Raw genomic sequence first — 19,469 nt, 5'->3', positions numbered from 1 at the left:
CAGTCATGGAACTGGAGAGCCTCGGGGCCTATCTCAAGACCCGCCGCAATCGGATCACGCCTGCCGACGTCGGACTGCGCACCTACGGCACCACCCGCCGGGTACCGGGGCTGCGCCGCGAGGAGCTCGCCCAGCTCGCCGGCGTGAGCGCCGGCTACTACACGCGACTGGAGCAAGGCCAAGCCGGCACCGCCTCCCAACAGGTCCTCGACGCGCTCGCAGGCGTGCTCCAGCTCGATCCGGCCGAGACGGTCCACCTGCACAACCTGGCCCGTCAGCCCACCACCTCACACCTGGTCCGCCCCCGCCCGGAACGGCCGCATCAACGGGTGCTCTCGCTCCTGGCATCCCTGGGAGACCGCACGCCGGCCGTCGTGCTCGGCCGCCGCGGCGACGTACTGGCCTGGAACCGCACCGGACATGCCCTCGTCGCCGAGCACATCGACTTCACAGCGCCCCACGACCCGGCGCGACGGCCGTCCATCCCCCGGATGTTCTTCCTCGACCCCCTCACCCAAGACCTTCACCGCAACTGGGCCGAACTCGCCCGAATCCACGTCGCCTATCTGCGGCTCACCGCGGGCCGGTACCCCACCGACGCCCGGCTGGCCGAACTGATCGGCGAACTCGCCATGCGCAGCCGGGACTTCGCCAAACTGTGGGCCAACGGCGACGTCGCGGACTGCACCGTGGGCACCATGCACCTGCAACACCCGACCGTCGGCGACGTCGACATCGACTATCAGGTGTGGCTCCAGCCCGAGAGCCCCGACCATCGGCTCGAGGTCTACACACCCAACGACGCCGCCTCGACCGACGCGCTACGCCTGCTGGCCGACCAAGTCGCCGATCAGCAGAAACCCGAGGCAGCCCGCGCCGAGCCGCCCCGGCAACTGGACGGGTAACTTCTGCAGCTGCTTCAAATCATGAGGGGAGGCCGGGAGCCCATTAGGGGTACGGGCCGCGAGTGGATTCGGTTCCATCCTGCTGCCCTTGGCGTCGGGAGCCCAAGCCCGACCGGCCACGCACGGCACATGCAGGAGCACGCCCCGTCCGCAAGTTCAAGATGCAGCGTTACACCAGCGGCGTTAGCCTGGTTCAGGCGCGCTGCCAGGGGCTCCCCTCATGACATTCCCGTGGCCCATATGCCCTCCCCATGGCTACCGAGGCGATCTCCTCTCCGCTTCCTAAAGCCTTCTATTTTTGACCTTTGACCATTGGCCTTTGATCTTGATCTTTGGATTGCGGACTTGGGGATTTCGGGAGTGCGAGAAAGGGGCGCACATGAGTCAGGCAGACACCCTCATCCAGGTCGAGAAGGCCGAGGTGGGGTACCGCGAACGGTTCTCGAACGGCCATTACGACAACCACCAGAAGTATTCACCCGCTGTCCACGGGCTGGAGTGGTCACAGAACCAGGCATGGTGCGAAACGTTCCAGTCCTGGGCCTTCCAGGAGGCCGATGTGAAGAGCCTGGCTCCGGTCACCGCCTCCTGCGCGACCGGCGTCAGCTGGTACAAGAACCGGGGCAGGTTCTCGTTCTATCCCGCGATCGGGGCGCAGGTGTTCTTCGGCTCCGGGGGAGGGGCGCACGTCGGTCTCGTCTACAAATACGACACGGACCACGTGTACACCATCGAAGGAAACACCAACGCCAGTGGTTCGGCCGAGGGAAACGGCGTCTACACCAAAACACGTCGGCGCAGGGACAGTTATCTCTACGGTTACGGGCTGCCGGCCTTCTCCGAGGGCGTCGTCACCGCCGATCCCGGTTTGAAGGACAAGCCCGGCTTCACGTACAAGGCTACTGCCGCATCCGGTATAGCTGCTCCGTCCCCTATGCCGCCGACCGAGCCGGCGCTGCCTTGGGTGTCGTCGAACCAACTCATCTGGGCGGCCACCCACTCCGCGGCCGAAGAGCAGGCTGCGCAGCCCGGCAACAGCGACCCCGCCGACGATGTGGGGCTGGTGCAGGACGCGTTGGAGAAGGTCATGGGCGTCGCACCGGACGACCCGCACGGCGTCTTCGAAGCGGGAACGCAGAAGCTCTACGACAGATTCCGCAAGGAAAAGCTGGGCTACACCGGGGCGGACGCCACCGGCGCCCCCGGAACGACGTCGCTGGTCAAACTGGGCACGCTGTCAGGGCTGTTCAACGTACGATCCGGCTCGACGCCGACTCTCGCGCTGCCTTGGGTCGGCCTGAACCAGGTGACGTGGGCCTCAACGCACAGTGCCCAGGAAGAGGAGGCCCAGCCTGCCGGGGCCGCCAGTACAAAGGCCGATGTGACTCTGGTGCAGGAGGGCCTGGAGAAGGTCATGCACACGGACGTGGCCGACCCAAACGGGATATTCGAGCACGCCACACAGGCTCTCTATGACGAGTTTCGCCGTACGGTGCTGGATCTCACCGGCAGCGATGCCACCGGGACGCCCGGCGAGTGGTCGCTGAGGGAACTCGGAGAGCGCTCCGGCCTGTTCCAGGTGCGTGTGGGGTCCATGCCCGTGGGCGGGCCGGACGGCACGGGCATCAGCACGTCGGAGAAAATCGACCCGAACGATGTGACATTCGAACGTCACACGAGCGACGGTGCCCTGGGCGACTGGATCACGGCGGCGTGCACGGCGGCCGGAGTCCCCGCGAACAACAACTGGATAAGGGGCATCAAGACCGCCGCCGCGCGTGAATCGTCCGGCAACCCCAACGCCTGCAATCTGTGGGACAGCAACGCCATCACGCCCGCCGGCTTCAGCGAGGTCCACGACTTCGGTGACGGTTACCGGCGCAATAAGCCGCCGCAGAAGATCGACGGTGCGCTGGCTCCCTTCCAGTGCTCCCGAGGTGTCATGCAGTGCATTCCGCAGACGTTCGCCCTGTACCACGCTGCTGGTACATCGGTGAACATCTACGACCCGGTGGCATCGATCGCCGCCGCAATCCGGTTGGTCCACAAGAAGCTCGGCGTCGCCGCCGACGGCTCCAACCTCGCCTCGAAGGTTCAGCAGTTCGACCCCAATAGGCCGCCCAAGGGCTACGGATAGCGCGGAGCAGGCATCCCGGCCGGAACAGCGACTGCCGCCAGCGGGCGGCAGTCGCTTCCTTTCTGCTGTCAGTTCAATCAGCTCACACTGCGCTGCCTGCTTGTGGCTCGCGCTCCCGGCTCGGTGCAGCGAGACCACCAGGAACTTCTCGATGGCCGCGACGACCAGGCCCACGGCCGGGGCGAGCCACCCGCCAACCCGGGGCACTATCACCCTGATTATGGAACGTGCCCATCGGATCACACGTTTGGGAATACCTGTTGGCCGACCGGGGCAGGGAAGGGCCCGGGAACAGCGGGGTTCGGCCCGCAGAGGGAGGGAGTAGCAGCATGCCGATGGATACGGACGTTCGGCACGCGGTGGTGATCGGGGCGGGCATGGCGGGTCTTGCCGCCGCCCGTGTCCTGGCCGACAGGTTCGAGGTCGTCACCGTCATCGAACGCGACACGCTTCCGAGTGCGTCCACACCCAGGGCCGGTGTGCCGCAGGCACACCATGTCCATGGTCTTCTGGCCCTCGGAGCCGAAGTGTTCGAGGGGTACTTCCCGGGGCTGCGAGCCGAGTTGGAACAGGCCGGTGCGCCGGTATGGGACTGGGGCGAAGGGCTGTGTGCCGTGCTGCCCAATGGCACCCCACCGCCTACCACGATGGGCATGCCGATCCAAACCTTTTCCCGTCCTCTCCTGGAGCATGTTCTCCGCCAACGGGTGACGGCACTGAAGCCCGTCACCTTACGGGACGGACTGACCGTCACCGGCCTGCGCACGGCCGCGCCTGGCAAGGTCACGGGGGTGCGCGTCAAGGGCAAGGATGGTGGCGACGCGGAGGAGATCGCCGCGGACCTCGTGGTGGACGCCTCGGGACGCTCCTCCCACCTGCCGCAATGGCTGGCCGCCCTCGGCCTGTCCAGCCCCCGTACGACGACCGTCGATGCCCAGGTCGGCTACGCCTCACGCACCTACTCCTACCCGGATGGACAGGCCCCGCCCTCGTGGAGGGGCCTGCTGCAACCCCTGCGGGCCCCCGACTTCCACAAGGGCTGCTACGCGATCCAGATCGAGAACAACGCACTCCACGTCACCCTGCACGGAGCCAACGGAACCCAACTGCCCCACAACGACGACGACTTCCTCGCCTTCGCCAAAACACTGCGCGGTCCCATTGCCGACACCATCGGCTCCCTCACCCCCACATCCGCCGTGCGCCGCTACGCCCGTACGGTCAACCGAAAGATCGCCTACCACCGCCTCGCCCGCTGGCCCGACGGGCTGATCGCGCTGGGGGACTCGGTGTGCACCTTCAACCCCGCCTACGGCCAGGGCATGACGGTCGCCGCCCTCGAGGCCCGCCTCCTGGAGCAGATGCTCGGCAACAGGCGCGCCGGCACTCCCCTCGATGGGCAGGCCTTCCAGAAGCGGCTGGCCCGCGTCACCGCCTCCTCATGGCTGATGGCGACCACCCCCGACCGAGCCTGGGAGAAGTCGCCGCCCGCCTGGCCCGTCAAGGCAGGCAACTGGTTCATGAACCGCCTGATCGACACCGTCCCCCAGGACCCGCGGCTCTACACCGCCTTCTCCGGCATGTTCCACATGACCGCGGGGCCGCTGACACTGGCCGACCCACGCCTGCTGTCCCGCGTCCTCATCGGCCCCCGCCCAGGAGGCAGCCCGCGCATGGCCACGGCCTGAATCCACCGATATCGAGGTTGCGGGAACCCGGGCGAGAGCCGCGGTCGTGAGTCCATGGCCAGGAAGGGGCAGCTGTCAGTCCGAAGGCGGGCGGGAGACCAGCAGCGTCATGCCGGTCTCCCGGTGCTGCTGGAGCTCTTCGGCCATGCCTTGTCGGAAGACGATGTACCTGCCCACACGAACGGGCACGACCTCACCCCGAGCCGAAAATCAGTAGCGAGCTTGGCTCTCACGGACGAGCATGCAACGCATGAATGACCAACCCGCACGTTGGACCGAGGCGACCGTCTACCCCGACATGTGGGTTGACCCGGACAACGACCCCCGTGAAGGTGCCAGTCCGGAGGGCGAGCTTGCGACGCTTCAGGACTTCCTGGCGGGGTACCGCATGACCTTGCGCATGAAGTGCGAGGGTCTGGATGCGGAGCAACTGGCCCGTCGGTCGGTTCCGCCGTCGACGATGTCGCTGCTCGGCCTGGTTCGGCACCTCGCCGAGGTGGAACGGGACTGGCGCAACTGGATCGACGACGCTGATCCGCTGCCGAAGCTGTACGGCGAGCGTGACGCGGACTTCCACGGAGCCATCGCCGAGCAGGCCGCGGTCGACGCCGCGTTCGCCGATCTGGAGCGGGAGCAGACCGCGATGGACGCCGCGCTGGCCGAGCACCCGGATCTGAGCGAGCGTCTCGCGAAGGATGGGATCGCGGTTCGGGAGCTGTGGGTGCACAGGGTCGAGGAGTATGCCCGGCACTGCGGGCACGCCGACCTGTTGCGTGAGTGCGTCGATGGACGGGTGGGTCAGTAGCGGTAGGTCAGTAGCGGTAGGTCAGGAGCGGTGGGTCAGGAGCGGTAGGTCAGAGACGCGGCCGGTTAAGAATCTCCGGCGCAGACGCTCCGGCCGACGTGCCCTGCCGTGGGTGCGCAGTTCGAACCAGACGGTTTTCCCCGCGGCGGTGCGCCGGGCGCCCCAGCGGGTCGAGAGTTGGTCGACCAGGTGCAGTCCTCGGCCGTGTTCCTCGTCGGCGCGAGCCGGTGGGCGGGATGCGGGCGGGGTGGCGGGGCTGCCGTCGGCGATGTCGCAGCGCAGCGTCCGGCCGTCGGGGGAGTGGGACATACGCAGGTGGATGGGGCCCCAGGCATGCCGGAGCGCATTGGTGACCAGTTCGCTGACCAGGAGTTCGGCGATTTCGACATGCTCGTGCAGTCCCCATCGGGCCAGCTCGGTCCGGATGATCCGCCGAGCCTGGGGCACGGCGCGTACATGGGAGTCGAGTGCCTGGGAGACCACATTGCCGCGCGTCTTCCTCAGGTACCGGGACAGCTGACCGACCCGTGCGGCGGTGGTCGCCGCAAGCCGCCCCAGCAGTCGGCACAGCGGTAGCAGTACGCCACGGCGTACGGCATCAATTGCGGCATCACAGGGTGTGCGAGCGACGGTGGTCATGACGATGTGGTCCAGCCGAGCGGAGTCCGCTCCAGCGGGCGGCTGGGATCGATGGGGCTGCGGCTGCCGAACGAGGATTCCTTCTTGCGGCAACATCTGTCTGCGCTCGTTTCTCGGTGGGGCAGCGGGTGGCCGGAGGAGTCCGAAGGCCCCACGGGCTCCGCTGGTGCCCTCGGTAGGGCTGTGGCGTGCGCACGAGGACCCCGGGGCATGACGTCCACCCCACCTCTCATTTCCGTCGTATTCGTCGTATCGACTGTGACGGGGAGCTGACGTATGCCTTCAGCGTGGACCGGCACCGCGCGGCGGTCATCGGGGGAATCCCCCAGTGCGACCCCTAAACCGGACGACGAAGTGCGGTGGCGGTCTGCCAGGCATGATCGCGTCGGGCAAGGGGATGACTGCGTGGGGCGAGCAGGGGCTGCGCAGCGTGGCGTCGATCTCGGGCACCCGCTCCGGAGTGCGCTCATCGCTCCGAAGTCACGACCGCGAGCTGCTGAAGCTGTCGTGCCAGACGGCCGACGGAGTCGGTCTGCTCGGTGAGCTGGTCCAGGGCCCCGGCCGGGAGGGCACCGCCGGCCATGGCCTGCACGGCGTCGGCGATCCGGCCGAGCCCCCGTTCCACCTGCTCGAGCCGGATCTTCAGGAGGATGTTGTTGACCCTGGATATCAGCAGGAGGTGATCCAGGGGCTTCGGCAGATAGTCCTCGGCGCCCATTTCGAGGCAGCGGATGACACTGTCCAGGTCGCCGACGGCCGACATCATGATCACGGGTGTATGGCTGAGCCGCTGGTCGTGTTTCATCAGATCGAGCGTCGCGTAGCCGTCCATCCCCGGCATGAGGATGTCGAGCAGCACCACATCGAAGTCGCTCTCCCGCAGCATCTGCAGAGCCTCAAGCCCGTTCTCGGACGTGGCGGTCTCCAGCCCGGCCATTTCCAGGCGATAGGTGAGCATCATGCGGTTCGTGCGATCGTCGTCCACGACCAGGACGCGCCCTTTTCTGCCGGTACTGTCCGTGACGGCGTTTCCCTCGGGCACGGTGCTTCCCTCAGGCACGTCGTTTCCCTCGGTCACGGCGTTTCTGTCGGGCCCAGCGTTTCTATCGGTCATGGCCAAGCTCCGCTCTCTGTGCGACCAGCCCGTCTCTCGCAGCGCGGTACTCCACTTCGATTCTGGACACGAGCGGTGCTGCTGCGCTCAGATCCCCGCCGGCGCCGAGCTCCTCCGCGTCCTGGCACGGCTGAACGAGCCGCGGGAATCCAAAGGTGTGTGCATGCGATTTGAGTGTGTGAGCCGCTCGACGCAGTTCGCCTGCCTCCCCCTCGTCGAGGCCGCGGCGAAGACTTTCGATCAGTTCGGGGGAGTCCTCCAGAAAGGCATCGACGAGCTGGCTGACGAATTCCTCACCGAAGGAGCCGACCAGGCGCTGGAAGGTGGGTGTGTCGAGGACGGGCGGGGCTGCTGACGGCTCCGTGGTGGAGCCGGCCTCCGGCACGGAGGGCGCGGTCTGCGGGCCGGGTACGGGCGGCGCCGCTGCCGATCCGCGTGCGGGCGCTGTGGCCCCTGGGCTACGTGCGGGCTGCGCCGCCTCCGGACCCGGCGCCGGGGGACCGAGCGGCACACGGCCGAGTGCCGCGGCGAGCTCGACGCCGCGCAGCGGCTTGCTCAGGTAGTCGTCCATGCCGGCAGCGATGCAGGCGTCGCGGTCCTCGCTCATCGCATTGGCGGTGAGGGCGATGATGTACGGCCGTTCCGCGGCGGGCAGCGACCGGTGGATCCGTCGGGAGGCGTCGAGACCGTCCATCACCGGCATCTGCACATCCATCAGGACCACGTCGTAGAGCTTGTGTCGCAGCGACTCCAGCGCTTCGGCTCCGTTGCCGACCGTGTCCACCGAGTGGCCGATCTTCCGGAGCATCCGGACGATCAGCTGCTGGTTCACCAGGTTGTCCTCGGCCAGGAGGATGCGCAGGGGCGCGGGGCCGCCCTCCTGCACCTCCGGCCGCCGCTCCGCGCGGGGCCTCTCGACGGGTGCCCCGGCGCCGAGCAGCGTGCGGCAGAGGTCCGCGTAGAGCTCGGCCGCCCGGATGGGTTTGGTGTGGTACCCGGAGAATTCCGCGAGACTCCTCTGCGTCGTCATCGGCCGGCCGACGGAGGTCAGCAGGAACAAGGGCAACTCCTCCTTGCTCCGGTGGCGGCGGATTTCTTCCGCGAGCATGACGCCGTCCATGTCCGGCATCTGCATATCCAGAATTCCGATGTCGAACGGATCGCCCTGCCGGACCCACTCCAGGGCTTCCTGCGGAGATCCCGTGGCGCGTACCACCATCCCCCAGGAACTCGCCTGGTGGGTGAGGATCATCCGGTTCGTGGCTTTGTCGTCCACGACCAGCAGGTGTTTTCCTCGGAGTTCGACACGGCAGGCCGCCTGGCTGGTACGCATGGCTTCGGGCGCTTTTCGGGTCTCCACCGTGAAGTGGAATGTCGACCCCACATCCGGTTCGCTCTCGACCCACATCGTGCCGCCCATGAGCGCGGCCAGCCGCTTGCTGATGGCCAGCCCGAGTCCCGTTCCGCCGAAACGCCGCGTGGTGGAGGTGTCGAGCTGCTCGAAGGGCCGGAACAGCTGTCCCAGGCGGTCCGCGGCCATTCCGATTCCGGTGTCGCACACGGAGAAGTGCAGCCGGACGACGTCGTCCGCGGCCTGCGAACCGGGCGCGTGGACCGTCTCCGGCGGCTCCCCGGAGGTTTCCGGTTCCGAGTCGGCCAGCTCGACCCTCAGGACGACCTCGCCGGTCTCCGTGAATTTCACGGCGTTGTTGAGCAGATTGATGATGATCTGGCGCAGTCGGTCGATATCTCCGATAATTTCTTCCGGAACTTCCGGATCAATGATGTATGCCAGATCGAGATCCCGTTTCTCCGCCGCCATCGGGGATACGAAGTCGAAGGCTGATTCCACGCACTGGCGGAGCTCCAGCGGCTGGAGTCGGAGATCGAATTTCCCGGCCTCGAACTTCGAGAAGTCAAGGATATCGTTGATGATGGTGAGCAGGCTGTTTCCGCTGTTCTGGATGATATGGGCAAACTCGGTCTGCTCGGCATTGAGTGGGGTGTCGAGCAGGATTTCGGTCATGCCGATCACCGCGTTCATCGGCGTGCGGATCTCATGGCTCATGGTCGCGAGGAACGCGCTCTTGGCCTGCGTGGCGACTTCCGCCGCCTCCTTGGACGCCTGGAGCTCCGCCGCGGCGCGGGACCGTTCCAGTACCCGTCCGAGCTGGGTGCTCACGTTGAGCATGAGCCGCAGCAAGGCGTCATCCGGCTCCATGGCCTCCGGGGTGAGGAAGTCGAGAACCGCCGCGACATCCTTCCGAATGACGACGGGGACGGCGATCCTGCCGGTCACCCCGGCACGCTCCGCGACCCCGGCAGGCACCTTGCCGAGCCCGGAGGAGCCCGCCGTGATGTCACGAATCCAGGCGGGTCGGCCGGTGGCGCGCACGGCGGACGGCAGGCCCTTCGGCTCGTACAGCCCGGCTGCCGTGGCGATCTCGTCCAGCGGCACCCGCAGGTTCTCCTCATCGACGTGCCAGAGGGGCGACGCGGTGAGCTCCGAGTCCAGGGTGGGGCGGCCGGTGCCGGACGAACCGGACCCGGACTCGACGAGGTAGACGTGGCCGACCGGCCACCCCATGTGCCGGCACACCAGATCCAGGACCGTCCGCGTCGCGTCCTCCCAGGTCTCCGCCTCGTTGGCGGCGGACGCCACATGCTGGAGCAGCCTGAGGGACTCCGTCTTCTGACGCAGCTCCGAGGTGCGCTGACGGACCTCCTCCTCGACCGCGGAATAGCTCTCCTGGAGCCTCCCGGCCATGACGTTGAAGGCGGTGGCCATCGCGCCGACCTCGTCGTGGCTCCGTACCGTCGCGCGACGTGTGAGGTCGCCCGTGGCGAGGGCCTGCGCCGCGTGCACCACGGCCGCCAGATTGCCGGTGATACGCCGGGAGAGCAGCGCGGCCACCGCGATGATCACGGCGAGGACTGCGCCGATGCTGGTCAGGACCCGCAGGTTGCGGTCGTAGAAGTGGTCCAGGCGGGAGTTCAGCAACTGGTCTTCCTGGTCGAACAGGGCCTTCCACAGATCCGAGTTCGCCCGGATGGCGCCGGCGGTCTGCGCCGACCAGGCCGCCCGCGAGACATCGCTCCGGCCACCGCTCGTGAACTGCCGGTTCACGGTGCCGGTCACCTCACGAACCGATGAGTTCGCCTTGGCCAGCAGGGGCTGGATCGTCGGGCGGAGACCGGCGGCGGAGGTGGACTCGAAGGCCCGGTTCAGATCGCTGTTGAGCTGGAGAAGGTTCTGGCCGAGCACCGTGGTGTCGTAGGCGATGCGTACCCGATCACTGGTCGACGTGCCGCCCTGGACCAGGATCGAGTCTCCCGTGTCCGCCATCTGATAGAGCTGGTTCATCATCTGGGGCTCACGGAGCAGCAGCCCGGCCATCGTGTAGTACGTGTCGAGGTCCGGGTCGAGAATCAGCTTCGAGGTGTCTCCGACATACGAACCCAGCGCCAGCAGGTTCCCGATGAGACGGGTGTACCGCGGCACGTCGGCGCGGACGTCGGACGGAGCCGACGACAGCTGCGCCCAGTCATGACGCAGAGCCGAGGGCGCCAGCCGGCCTTTGCCCTTCGCGGAAAGGTCGGCGACGGTCGTTCGCAGCGGCTCCCTCAGCCGTCGGTCGACCTTCGTGAGCGCCGTGAACCCTTCACTGACGGCGCGGTCGGCCGCCGCGACCCGGCTCTTCGGCACGGGCTCTCCGGTGAGCTCGCGGTGCAGAAACGCACGGCGGTCCGAGACGTCCTGCACCAATGCGCTTACGGGACGCAGGTACTGAACGCCGCTCAGCTCGGTGCGAGCGAAATCGATCTTGCTGTTCTGCTGGTCGACCAGGTAGAACGTGGCCAGCCCGAGGGGGACCATGAGCGCGATGCAAATGGCCAGCAGCTTGTGCCAGATTCGGGGTGCGAACCTCATTCCGCGGCTGCCGCGCGATCCGCCCTGCGGTACGTCCGGGGATCCGGACGGCTTCGCATCGGGCGCCGCGGACATGAGTCACTCCGGTTCTTCCGCCGCGTCGGCCTGCTCCGCAAGCCCGCCGAGCTGGCGTCGGCTGGTGACGCCGACCTTCCGGTAGACGTTGGACAGGTGGGCCTCCACGGTCTTGGCCGTGACGAACAGCTGCTGGGCGATCTCCCTGTTGGTACGTCCGGCGACGGCGAGGTCGTAGACCCTTTGCTCACTCGGCGTCAGCGACTGCAGACCGGTGACCGCATGGCGCCGCGGGCGGATCCCGGCCGCATGCAGCTCGTCCTGGATCTGCTGGACGAGCGGGACAGCGCTACGGGCCTCGGCGATGTCCAGGGCATTGCTGAGCGAGGTCCGCGCCTGGTTCCGCACTCCGTGGCGACGGAGTGCCGCCCCGTAATCCGCCAGCGCCTTGGCGTACTCCAGACGGGCCGGGGAGCCCTGCAGCCGGGTGACGGCCTCGCGCAGCAGGCTGACATCCGCGCCGCCCTCGCTCAGTGTGCCGGCGATGCGCAGCGCGCGGCCGAGGGCTCGGGGCGCGCTCCAGTAGCGAGCCAGCTTCAGCTCCGCCTCGGCCAGGGCCCTGGCCTCCTCGTCCCGGCCGAGCAGATGCAGGCACAGGGCGGCTTCCGACCGCCAGGGGACGATGGCGGGGTTGTCCCCGCCGGCCGCGCTGAACGACTGGCCCGCCGCCAGCGCCGCGTTGAATGCCTCCGTAGTGCGTCCCTGGATGCGCAGCAGATGAGACCGGCTGTACAGCACGTAGTACATCAGCCCGGTGAGCGGCGCCGGATCGGGAACTCCGGTCCACTCCAGCGTGGCCTGCGCACGGGACAGTGCGCCCTGCTCAATCTGCACCTCGGCCTGAACGGGGCCGAGGACCAGCCGGCGCAGCCCCAGCGAGGACGTTTCGACGGCGTGCACCGCCGCCGAGGCGTCCGCGGCGGCCTCGTCGAGATTGCCCCGGTACAGCCATGCCATCGCACGGTAAGTCAGCGCCCCCGTAAGATCGTTGACCGACCCCTGCCGGTGCGCCAGCTCGACCGCGGCGTCCAGACTGGCCAGGACCTCTTTGCGGTCGGCGCTGATCAGGGCCAGCCAGCCGAAGGACAGCGACCTCTGTCCGTCGGACGGCCGGGCCGGCGCGTCCTCGTGGAGCGCGCGCTGCGCCCGTACGACCGCGCGCGGGTCGCCGATGACGGCGTCATGGCCGGCGATGACGCAGTCCAGGTACCGGCCGCCCATACTCTCGCTCGGTTTGGGGGAGCGCAGTTCCGGAACGCGGCTGAGGATGTCCTGACGCAGATCCGGGCGGCCGGGTTCGTAGAGCGGAATCGAGAGAATGCAGGCATTCAGCTGGTAGAGCAGTTCGGTGTCCTCGGGCGCCGTAATCGCCAGGGCCTGCTGCCATACGGCCAGGGCCTCTTCGGAGTGCCGGAGCGCGAGCAATGCGTCGCCGAGGGCCAGTGCGATTTCGACGCGCTGCCGCGACGGCCGGGCCATTTCGTGTGCCTCGGTGAGGTACTGAACGGCTGCCGCGCTGTCCACCCGCCGCATGGCGTTGCCGAGTTCGAAGAGAAGGTCGAGCCGGTCCGCGGTCGTCGGGGGCTCGGCCAGAGCCCGGCGCAGATACTTCGCCGCGGTCTCCGGCGAGCCTCGGGCCAGGGCACTTCGCGCCGCCGACCACAGCATGGTCACGGTCTCGGCGTCACCGGAGGGCAGCGTACGCAGCAGGTGCAGGGCGACTCTCTCGATCTCGGCCTGGGAGTCTCGGAGCAGGCTCGCGGCGGTCCTGTGCGCGCGGTGGCAGTCGGCCGGGGTGATCTCCTCGTACACGGCGGCCCGCACCAGCGGATGCACAAATCCCATCCGGGGCTTCATCTCGTCCGACGGGAGGGTGTAGAGGATCCGGGCGTGCTCAAGGCTCTTCGCGGCCTGCATCGCATCGTCCCGGTCAAGCCCCGCGAGCTCCGCCGCATGGCTCAGTTCCGCACCGTCCCCGAGCACCGCGATGGCCCGGGCCAGTGGGGCACAGCCCTGGGGGAGGCACCGCATCCACATCGCCACCCGCCGGGCGACGGCGCGCGGGCCCAGAGCGTAGACCTGCGGGATGTGCGCGGCGGTGGGTTCGACGTGCTCGGTGGTGAGTGCCTCGGTGAGTTCCTTGAGCAGGAGGGGGTTCCCGCCGGTCGCGGACCAGCAGGCGGAGAGGAAGTCCTCGTCCTCCGGTTCGGGTGCCCCGGATTTCACGAATTCACCGACGATGAGCGCGGTCGATGCCTCGGCGCTCAACTTGGACGGAAAAACGAGTACCGAGGGCGGTGCGGTGACAATCTGGTCGAGTGCATTCGACCGGGCGAACACTTCAAATTGCCGCAGCGTGCCCACCACGCAGGCCGGGATGTCCTCAAGGCGCGGCATCAGATAACTGAGAAATTTCAGTGAATCGATGTCCGACCAGTGCAGATCGTCAACCGTAATGGCCAGGGGCTGCCTTTCGCAGATATCCGCAGTCAGCCAGTACAGCCCATGAAGTATGGAGAAATCGCCGCCCAGGGAACGTTCGGGAACCACTCTCCTCAGTACGATCGCCGCCTGGCCGGCGGTGCCGGACAAAATACGCTGCCGATCTTCCGCTTCCATCCGCGCAAGGAGCGGTTCGAAAAGCTGCCGCACCACACCGAAGGGGAAATCGCTCTCGAGTTCCGATCCTCGCGCGCTGGCCACCTGAAAACCAGCGGAAACGGCGAGCCGCTTGGCCTCGGCCAGCAGACTGGTTTTACCGATTCCGGGCGCACCCTCGATCATCACGGCTTCTCCATGGCCGCCGAGGGTCGCATCCATCGCACCCCGCAAGACCTTGAGCTCGCCGCTTCGCTCGTAGAGTCCGGCCATATGCGGCATACATTCCAGTATGCGCGATAGGGCCATGGGCGACCCGTCCTGGAGCGTCCCAGGAGCCCGTGGGACCAGGAACGGCGCCGCTGGGCAGGAGGACGCAGGCGTGTGCCGGCAAGGGGTGCGATTCGGTCGAGAGGCCGACCACTGGGAATCGGGGTGTGACATGCCGCTCTCGGATCAATGGCGGGGCTGGGCTGTTTCGCCGTGTCACGCTGTGGTCTTGTTTGATCACGGTCGTGTCAGGAGGCCGGGATGTACCGCTCGGTCGATCTGCTCTGCTGCCTGGGCGGGGTCGGCTGTCTGGACCTGGAGAAAATGAGCGGCAAGCTGCTTTCCCGGCCCTTGGACCAGACCGGCATCGACTCCTACCGGTTGCAGGCCAACGAGAACGAGCACCGGTCCAGGCGCTCGTGATGGCCGAAGGGCAGGAGCCGGACAAGCCGCGCGTTCCCGATGTGGAGCGTTTGGACGCCGAGCTGCACCAGGTCAGCGAAGAACTGCGGGAACTGGCAGTCGCCAAGGACCGCCTGCATGGCCTGCTGAACGCAGTCCTGGCGATCAGTGGGGAGTTGGACCTGACGGCGGTGCTGCACCGCATCGTCACCACCGCCATGAGCCTGGTAGGCGCCCGTTACGGAGCGCTCGGCGTGTTGCACGAGTCCGGCGAGTACCTGGAACACTTCATCCCCGTCGGCATGTCCGAGCAGGAGCGAGGAGCCCTGGCCGGGGTGAACTTCCCACACGGCCTCGGTGTGCTGGGACACCTGATCCGCAACCCGGAACCGCTGCGGGTCGATGACATCCTCTCCCATCCGGCCTCCGTCGGCTTCCCGCCCGGCCACCCCCACCTGCGCACCCTGCTCGGGGTCGCGATCAGCGTCCGCGGCCAAATCTACGGCGACCTCTACCTTTCCGACCGGCACGACGGACGTCGCTTCGACCGCGACGACGAGGACATGGTCGTCGCGCTCGCCGGCGCCGCCGGCATCGCCATCGAGAACGCCCGCCTCTTCGCGGAGCTCCGCGACAGCGCCGAAACCTTCCAACGCCTGCTGCTGCCCACCCTGCCCGACCTGCGGCCCCTCACCGCCGCGGCGGTCTACCGGCCCTCGGCTCAGCCCAACCCTCTGGGCGGGGACTGGTACGACGCCATCAAGCTGCCGGAGGGTGCGGTTGGCGTCGTCATCGGCGACGTGGTCGGCCACGACCTGCACGCGGCCGCTGTCATGTCCTCCACCCGGAGCATGCTCCAAGCCCTGCTCTTCGACCTCCGTACTCCGCCCAGTGCTGTCCTCGCCCAGCTCGACCGCACCCTGAACGCCACCGGCGACAGCCCCGTCACCACCACCTGCCTGGCCCTCATCGCACCCCACGAGGGCAGCTGGACACTGCACTGGAGCACCGCAGGCCACATGCCACCGCTGCTGATCACACCTGGTCGGAAAGTCGAATACCTGGACGCCGAACCCGGCCTTCCGCTCGGTGTGAACACCGCCGAGGGCCGCCCCGACCACACCCACCCCCTGCCTGCGGGCGCCACCGTCGTCTTCTTCACCGACGGTCTCATCGAACACCCCGACCACACCATCGACGAGAGTCTGACCGCCCTCGCCGAACTCGCCATCACCCACGCCGCACTACCCCTGCAGGAGTTCGTGCAGGCGCTGGCCGACAACCACCCCAGCGACGGCCACGACGACATCGCCATCCTCGCCCTGCGCACCCCGCACAGCACCTGATCGGGTCACTCGATCGAGGCGCAACAACGCTGATGGGTCCGCCCCGGACCGTAGCGGACCCATCAGCGCATGCCAGGGATCAGACGTCCGGCATCTTGTTCAGCAGCCACAGCGCGCTGTTGTCGCCGCCGAGCTGCGGGAAGTAGTGCATGGCCTCCTCGCACAGCTTGATGAGGTGCGCCTTCTTCTCCGTCTCCGGCAACTGGTAGAACTCGAACGTCGGCGCCGCGTTCTGCTGAATCGTGGTGGTGACGTTGAGCGGGCTGGCAACCATGGTCTCGGCCACGGTCACCAGCACGCCCTGCATGAGCGAGATGAAGGTGCGCTCCAAGTGGTAGCGGAGGCTCTCCTTGTTCGCCTCCATGCCCTCCCACGACGTGTCGTAGATGACGTCGAGCATGTGCATCGTGTAGCAATACGCGGCGTTGAACAGGTTGTTGATGCTATGGGCTTCGGGCTCCGTCTCCTCGTCGTAGTACGCGGTTTTCGGGTCGGTGGGCAGGTTGTACACGAACCCCAGCGGTTCGACCCCGTCGGCGATCCGCTTGAACTTCGTGTAGTGCGGCAACTCGTCGAGTCCGGGAGTCGGTTTGAGCGGGTTGATCGGCACCGAGGGGTTCTTGGGGTCGATGCCCTCCCCCTGCTCCACGATGATTTTCATGGCGTCCTGTGCGCTCTTGAGGTCGTGCACAAGAACCGGCCCGCCACCGCCGTCCTTGTTCCAGTACGCGTCCACGTATTGGTACTTCGCTTCGTCGCGATTCCAGATAGCACTCTTGGTGCTCTTGTCGAGGGCGGCAAGACGCTTGCCCACACCCTCGTAGAACTCGCCGATGGTCCGGTACCAGCCGTCGGGGACCGCTTCGAGAGTGGTCAGATCCTGCTTCGGGAGTTCGAACTCCATGAAGACGTCCTTGACCAACTTCTTGGTACAGGGACCGAGATGCAACATCAGCTCGGGCCAGCGATGCAGCATGAGTGACGGGTACTTCGGCATGAAGTCCTGGTTGTAGAACTTGATCTTTTGCCGGCCGCCGATGGCGACCAGGAGGTTCCGGACCAAAGACAGGTGCAGCATCTCCTCGACCACAATGCTGCGGATCAGCCGGAAGGCGCCCATCCCCGGGTCCCACTGGGAGTAACCGCGCGTCTCGATCGAGAACATCGCGTACAGATACATCGGGACCGTTGACATCTCCAGGTAGGCGGCCTGGATCAGGTGGTTCTGGAGTTGGCCGAGATCGTCGAGGTCTTCAGCGGGGTTCACCGGTGCCAGTGCCATGACCGGCGGTACCAGTTCCTTGACGGGGGTTTCGGTGGCCATCGTGGGGCTCCTTCACTCACGGGGTTCGACGAGAGTCATGAACGGGGTGGGCGGCCCTCGGCGAGCGGCGACGACAGCAACCGGTAGGCGTCCGGCTCCAGTTCGTTCGTGACGACCGCGTAGTCACGCCGGGAGAGGGCCAGGTGCACGGGGTCGGGGCCGAGTGCGGGCGGTTCGGCGGGCAGGCCGTGCCGGACCGTGGCGTGGTAGGTGTGCACGGGCGCGCAGACCCGCAGCACCCGCAGGAACGGGGCGGTCGCCGGACCGGGGTCGTCGTAGACCTCGGCGAAGGCCCGCTCGTAGCGGGCGAGGTCGACGATCACATCCACCCAGCCCTCGCGCCGGCCGCCCGGCAGGTCGCGGTCGGGCCGCCGGGTGGCGAGATGATCGGTGAACCGGGCGTCCAGCTGGAAGAGGGTGTACGAGCGGGACGGGTAGGCGTCGAGATAGTCGAGCGCGAAGTCGTCGAAGAGGTCGGGGCCCAGCAGGACACGTAGGGCGGGGTGCAGCCCGCGCATCGTCTCCAGCAGCCGCAGGCGGTAGCCGCGCCGGTAGACATCGAGCCGCTGCCGTGCGCTCAACTCCTCGGAGCGGGTGAGGACTTCGTCGATGGAATCCGATGGTCCACCGGGGTCGAGGACCGCGCGCTGGAACCAGCGCTGGGTGTCGACCAGGGTGACCGGCGGACTAGCCACAGAGCACCCGCGCCCTCTCGTCGCGCGCGGCGCCGGTGTACCGGCGTGCCTTGGCCAGCTCGTCGAGCAGTTCGGGGAAGGGCGGGATGTGGTCGTCCCATTCGAGCAGGGTGGCGACCGGCCCCGTCAGGGAGGTCGCCAGCCGGTACAGCCGCCACACCGGATCGGCCACGGGCTGGTCGTGGGTGTCGACGACATGGGTGCCGAGGTGGGTGTGGCCGGCGAGGTGGATCTGCACCACACGGTCGTGCGGCAGCGCCCGTACGTACGCCTCCGGGTCGAAGCCGTGGTTGACGGACGAGACATAGACGTTGTTGACGTCCAGCAGCAGCCCGCAGCCGGACTCGGCGGCCAGCCGGGAGACGAACTCCCACTCGCTCATCACCGATCCGGTGAACTCCGCGTAACTGCTGGGGTTCTCCAGCACGAGTGGACGTTCCAGGAAGTCCTGCACGGTCCGCACGCGGCGGACCATATGGGCCAGGGACTCCTCGGTGAACGGGACGGGAAGCAGGTCGTGGGTGTTGAGCCCGGCCACCCCCGTCCAGCAGATGTGGTCGGAGACCCAGCGCGCCCCGGTCGCGGTGGCCAGGTGGCGCAGCCGGCCGAGATAGTCGCGGTCGAGCGGGTCGGTGCTGCCGATCGACAGCGAGACGCCGTGCATGACCACCGGATAGCGCTCGGCGATCCGGTCGAGCGCGTAGCGCGGATATCCGCCCGAGTCGAGGAAGTTCTCGGAGATGAGCTCGAACCAGTCCACTTGCGGCCAGTGCGTCAGCACGTGCCGCAGGTGCGGGGTGCGCAGCCCGAGGCCGAACCCCAAGTCGCATTCCGGCAAGGGATACGCGGTGGGGCGCCGTGGCGCGGGCTCCCCTGCGGGGGCATCGCGCACGGTCACTTGGGAATCTTCCGCTTCTCTTCGTACCGGGGCACCATGTTGTCGGCGAAACCTTCGCCGGGGGAGGGGCCGAAGGGTCTGCCGGCCGCGTACATCCTTTCCTCAAAGATCTTGCGGGCCCGTTTCCAGACGCTCGTGCCGCGATAGGGCCCGGCGGCATGCACCCTCCCCTCATTGATGGGGCTGGCACAGCTGCCGTTCCAGCGGCACTCCTGATTGCCGGGTTTGGCCTGCTCCGCGTCGCTGCCGCTGTATCCGCAACCGCCTTGCCCGCGACACTCGTTATCGCCGTGGCAGACGTGGAAGACGGTCGCGCACTGCCCCATGCCGGCCATGTCGCCGGTGCCGTCGACGCCGTGTCCCTTGCAGGAGTTCAGCCCCATACACACATGGAGCTCGACCTCCTTCTGCAGCTTTTCCGGCTCGATGAAGTACGCGGTTGCCCCCCGGGCCCCCGCCCGCTTGTCGGCGCCGATCTCCCCGCCCTCCATGAGCAGGGAGACCTCCTTGGCGCTCAAGCGCTTGTGGCCGTTGGGCTGCGATGCACTCATGTCCGCTCTCCTTCCTCTCTCCTCGGTCCCCGGCCTCCGTGCGGAGGCTGCCGGATCTGGGTACCCGGGGTTGCCTTCCAGCGAGCAGATA

Annotated in this window: 14 protein-coding genes and 1 pseudogene; 6 read left to right on the top strand and 9 right to left on the bottom strand. The window is 67.5% G+C overall.

The features are described from left to right. The first annotated feature begins 5 nt into the window (after positions 1-5). From FCH28_RS13080 to FCH28_RS13065, 4 genes are all read left to right on the top strand, one after another. Positions 6-905 (top strand): helix-turn-helix transcriptional regulator, encoded by a 900-nt coding sequence (locus FCH28_RS13080; RefSeq protein WP_136740054.1) that lies wholly within the window; start codon positions 6-8, stop codon positions 903-905. A 319-nt stretch (positions 906-1,224) separates the two neighbouring features. Next, positions 1,225-3,042: a transglycosylase SLT domain-containing protein gene (locus FCH28_RS40060; protein WP_136740053.1), complete on the top strand. Its 1,818-nt coding sequence runs from the start codon at positions 1,225-1,227 to the stop codon at positions 3,040-3,042. 329 nt (positions 3,043-3,371) lie between these two features. Continuing rightward, complete coding sequence (locus FCH28_RS13070) at positions 3,372-4,730, top strand: NAD(P)/FAD-dependent oxidoreductase (RefSeq protein ID WP_136740052.1); 1,359 nt, start codon at positions 3,372-3,374, stop codon at positions 4,728-4,730. Between the two features lie 241 nt (positions 4,731-4,971). Beyond that, a complete protein-coding gene (locus tag FCH28_RS13065) occupies positions 4,972-5,535 on the top strand; it encodes a DinB family protein (protein WP_425471922.1) in 564 nt (187 codons plus the stop codon). Between the two features lie 21 nt (positions 5,536-5,556). Here FCH28_RS13065 and FCH28_RS13060 read toward each other — a convergent pair whose 3' ends face one another. The 5 genes and pseudogenes from FCH28_RS13060 to FCH28_RS40055 all read right to left on the bottom strand — a co-directional run. Then, on the bottom strand, positions 5,557-6,174 hold the full coding sequence (locus tag FCH28_RS13060; protein ID WP_169314141.1) for an ATP-binding protein: 618 nt from the start codon (positions 6,172-6,174) through the stop codon (positions 5,557-5,559). Positions 6,175-6,640: 466 nt separating this feature from the next. Then, on the bottom strand, positions 6,641-7,288 hold the full coding sequence (locus FCH28_RS13055) for a response regulator (protein WP_246102899.1): 648 nt from the start codon (positions 7,286-7,288) through the stop codon (positions 6,641-6,643). Then, positions 7,278-11,294, bottom strand: a complete 4,017-nt coding sequence (locus FCH28_RS13050) for a response regulator (RefSeq protein ID WP_136740048.1) — start codon at positions 11,292-11,294, stop codon at positions 7,278-7,280. Before FCH28_RS13050 ends, FCH28_RS13055 begins: the two co-directional genes overlap by 11 nt. 3 nt (positions 11,295-11,297) lie before the next feature. Further along, the gene (locus FCH28_RS13045) at positions 11,298-13,691 is read right to left on the bottom strand and encodes a LuxR C-terminal-related transcriptional regulator (protein WP_246102750.1); all 2,394 of its coding nucleotides are present in this window, start codon (positions 13,689-13,691) and stop codon (positions 11,298-11,300) included. Positions 13,692-13,718: 27 nt separating this feature from the next. Beyond that, positions 13,719-14,114, bottom strand: a pseudogene (locus tag FCH28_RS40055) (AAA family ATPase); the annotation flags it as partial. Between the two features lie 309 nt (positions 14,115-14,423). Here FCH28_RS40055 and FCH28_RS38080 point away from each other — a divergent pair. Both FCH28_RS38080 and FCH28_RS13040 read left to right on the top strand, forming a co-directional pair. After that, on the top strand, positions 14,424-14,585 hold the full coding sequence (locus FCH28_RS38080; protein ID WP_169314139.1) for a hypothetical protein: 162 nt from the start codon (positions 14,424-14,426) through the stop codon (positions 14,583-14,585). Next, the gene (locus FCH28_RS13040) at positions 14,585-15,910 is read left to right on the top strand and encodes a PP2C family protein-serine/threonine phosphatase (protein WP_136740046.1); all 1,326 of its coding nucleotides are present in this window, start codon (positions 14,585-14,587) and stop codon (positions 15,908-15,910) included. Before FCH28_RS38080 ends, FCH28_RS13040 begins: the two co-directional genes overlap by 1 nt. Before the next feature lie 79 nt (positions 15,911-15,989). Here the strand turns inward: FCH28_RS13040 and FCH28_RS13035 are convergent, their stop codons facing one another. The 4 genes from FCH28_RS13035 to FCH28_RS13020 are packed head-to-tail and all read right to left on the bottom strand — an operon-like array spanning position 15,990 to position 19,378. After that, positions 15,990-17,234, bottom strand: a complete 1,245-nt coding sequence (locus tag FCH28_RS13035) for a ferritin-like domain-containing protein (RefSeq protein WP_136740045.1) — start codon at positions 17,232-17,234, stop codon at positions 15,990-15,992. A gap of 35 nt (positions 17,235-17,269) precedes the next feature. Then, on the bottom strand, positions 17,270-17,929 hold the full coding sequence (locus FCH28_RS13030; protein ID WP_136740044.1) for an HvfC/BufC N-terminal domain-containing protein: 660 nt from the start codon (positions 17,927-17,929) through the stop codon (positions 17,270-17,272). Next, positions 17,922-18,827 carry an MNIO family bufferin maturase gene (gene bufB, locus FCH28_RS13025; RefSeq protein WP_222852415.1) on the bottom strand — a complete coding sequence of 302 codons (906 nt, stop codon included), beginning with the start codon at positions 18,825-18,827 and terminating at the stop codon, positions 17,922-17,924. Before bufB ends, FCH28_RS13030 begins: the two co-directional genes overlap by 8 nt. Continuing rightward, positions 18,824-19,378, bottom strand: coding sequence for a hypothetical protein (locus FCH28_RS13020; RefSeq protein WP_136740043.1), 555 nt, complete (start codon positions 19,376-19,378; stop codon positions 18,824-18,826). The genes bufB and FCH28_RS13020 overlap by 4 nt, the downstream gene beginning before the upstream one ends. Positions 19,379-19,469 lie beyond the last annotated feature (91 nt).

Source organism: Streptomyces piniterrae, from assembly GCF_005048155.1.
Taxonomy (GTDB): domain Bacteria; phylum Actinomycetota; class Actinomycetes; order Streptomycetales; family Streptomycetaceae; genus Streptomyces; species Streptomyces piniterrae.
The sequence above is the reverse complement of the archived record's forward strand: the minus strand, read 5'-3'. Positions and strand labels throughout refer to the sequence as shown.